General features: G+C 67.6%; 3 protein-coding genes. All 3 read right to left on the bottom strand.

Annotated features, from left to right (window positions below; all coding sequences use genetic code 11):
- Positions 1 to 197 (bottom strand): hypothetical protein (locus tag ACWDNU_RS45220; RefSeq protein WP_449673374.1); only part of this gene is annotated, 197 nt, incomplete at its 3' end.
- A 3-nt stretch (positions 198 to 200) separates the two neighbouring features.
- Entirely contained in the window at positions 201 to 1,895 is a 1,695-nt protein-coding gene (locus ACWDNU_RS45215) for an ABC transporter family substrate-binding protein (RefSeq protein ID WP_449673373.1), read from the bottom strand.
- Between the two features lie 19 nt (positions 1,896 to 1,914).
- Positions 1,915 to 2,154, bottom strand: coding sequence for an ABC transporter ATP-binding protein (locus ACWDNU_RS45210; protein WP_449673372.1), 240 nt, complete (start codon positions 2,152 to 2,154; stop codon positions 1,915 to 1,917).
- Positions 2,155 to 2,197: the final 43 nt, after the last annotated feature.

Raw genomic sequence — 2,197 nt, 5'->3', positions numbered from 1 at the left:
ACGAGCCCGGTCGGCAGGACCCCGAACGCCAGCCCCACCTGATAGGTGGTGACCGCGAGAATCACCAGCACGACCACGGCGAGCGCACTCAGCTGATCGAGATCGGCGAACGGCACCAGCGCGGCGATGACCGCGATGGTGCCGGACGTGACCAGCAGGGGGTAGGTGAGCGCGCGCGCCGGGCCGGAACTGGTCACGGGTTACTTCACGAAGCCGATCTTGGTGTAGTCGAGCGAAGCCAGGCCCGCCGCACCGAAGTTGGCGAGATCGGCACGCACGCCGACGTTGCCCGCGGACTGGAACAGCGGCACCGAGTGGCCCTCCTCGAAGACCTTCCGGTCGACCTGGTTGGCCAGTTCCTTGGCCTTGTCCGGATCGAGTTCGGAGATGGTCTGCTCGATGAGGGCGTTGAGCTCGGGCGAGCCGATCCGGCCGTAGTTGCCCTGGATGTCGTCCGGGTAGTAGCCGTAGATCTGGGTCAGGCTGCTCAGCGGGAACGGGTCACCGGCCCAGAACCACTGGCCCACATCGAAGTTGCCCGGCTGCAGGACGTCCGAGAACAGACCGGCGCCCGGCTTGGTCTCGATGGTCAGCTTGACGCCGATCTGCGCGAGATTCTGCTGGATGATCTGACCGATCTGGATATTGGTCGGGTCGTTGTACATGACGTCGCGGATCTCGAGCTTGCGGCCGTCCTTCTCCCGCACGTCGCCGTTGAGCTTCCAGCCCAGCGCGTCGAGTTCCCTGGCCGCGGCGTCGGGGTCGAAGCCGAGACTGTTGTCCTGGTAGCCGTCCTGGCCGCGCAGGAAGACGTGATTGTTCAGCGGCTTCGGGTCCTGGACGAGACCGTTCTGGATGGCGGTCGCGATGCCCTGCCGATCGATCGCCTTCGAGATCGCGACGCGCACACCCTGTTCGGCGAGGATCGAGCCGGGCGCGCCGTTGAAGGTGATGTGGCGCCAGCGGTTACCGGGCGCGCGGCGGACCACCAGGCCCTCGGTGCCGCGCACGGTCTTCACCTCGTCGATGGTGGTCAGCCGGACCAGGTCGAGTTCGTTGTTCTGGAGCGCCTGCACCCAGGCCGTGTGGTCGAGCACGCTGTAGGTGATGGTGTCGAGCAGCGGCTGCTCGCCCCACCATTTCGGGTTGCGGCCCAGGGTGATCCGGCCCTGACCGCGGTCGGTGGCGGTGATGATGAACGGGCCGGCGGTGAGGCCGATCGCGTCGACCTGACTGGTGTTGAAGGCCTCGGGGGTGCTGGTCACCGACTTCGGGTACAGCGAGCTGTTGCCGGCGAACTGGCCGCGCCAGTCGGCGAAGGGGGTGCCGAAGGTGAGCACCGCCTGCCGGTCGTCGACGCCGCGCTCGACCCGGTCGACGAACTCGAAACCGTTGGTGATGGCGATCAGGTAGCGCTTGTCCCGGCCGCTGAGCGCGTTCGCCTGCGCGGCGATGTCCTCCCAGGTGATCGGGGAACCGTCCGACCACACCGCCTTCGGGTTGATCGTGTACGTCACCCGCATCGGATCGGTGCCGGTCAGCGCGATCTCGGTGAAGTAGTCGGTGTCGACGGTGAGCTTGCCCGCCGCGTCGATCGCGAACGAGCGGGGCATCATCGGGCGCAGGATGTCGGCGATCTCGCCGTCGTTGCCGTCGTTGGACAGCGTGTTCCAGTTGGCCGGGTAGCTGGTCGTGGCCAGCCGCAGGTTCCCGCCCTCGCGCAGGGCTTCGCGCGGCAGGGGGTTGATATCGCTGGTGGTCCCGAGCGCGTCGGTCAGGCCCGTGGCCGAATCGTCGGCGGACCCGCACCCCGCCACGATCATCCCGGCCGCCACCACCACGGCGGCGCAACGCAGCCTGGCACGACGACGGGCTTGCATTCCTCGGGATCTCATGGCGGGGCCTCCTGCGTGATCAGCCGCTGACGACGGGTTCCGGAACGGCCGCGATCAGCGAGCGGGTGTACTCGTGCCGAGGATCGGCGAAGATCTGCTCGGCCGGGCCCGATTCGACGATCTTGCCGCGCAGCATGACGGCGATGTCGTGGGCCAGATTGCGCACCACCGAGAGGTCGTGCGAGACGAACAGATACGACAGCCCGCGCTCGGCCTGCAGGTCACGCAGCAGATTCAGCACGCCGGCCTGGATCGACACGTCCAGCGAGGCTGATCACCGCGGTGGCGCCGACTTTGCAGCG

Source organism: Amycolatopsis sp. NPDC003676 (assembly GCF_053587275.1).
Note: the sequence above shows the minus strand (reverse complement) of the source record. Positions and strands in the feature narration are given on the sequence as shown.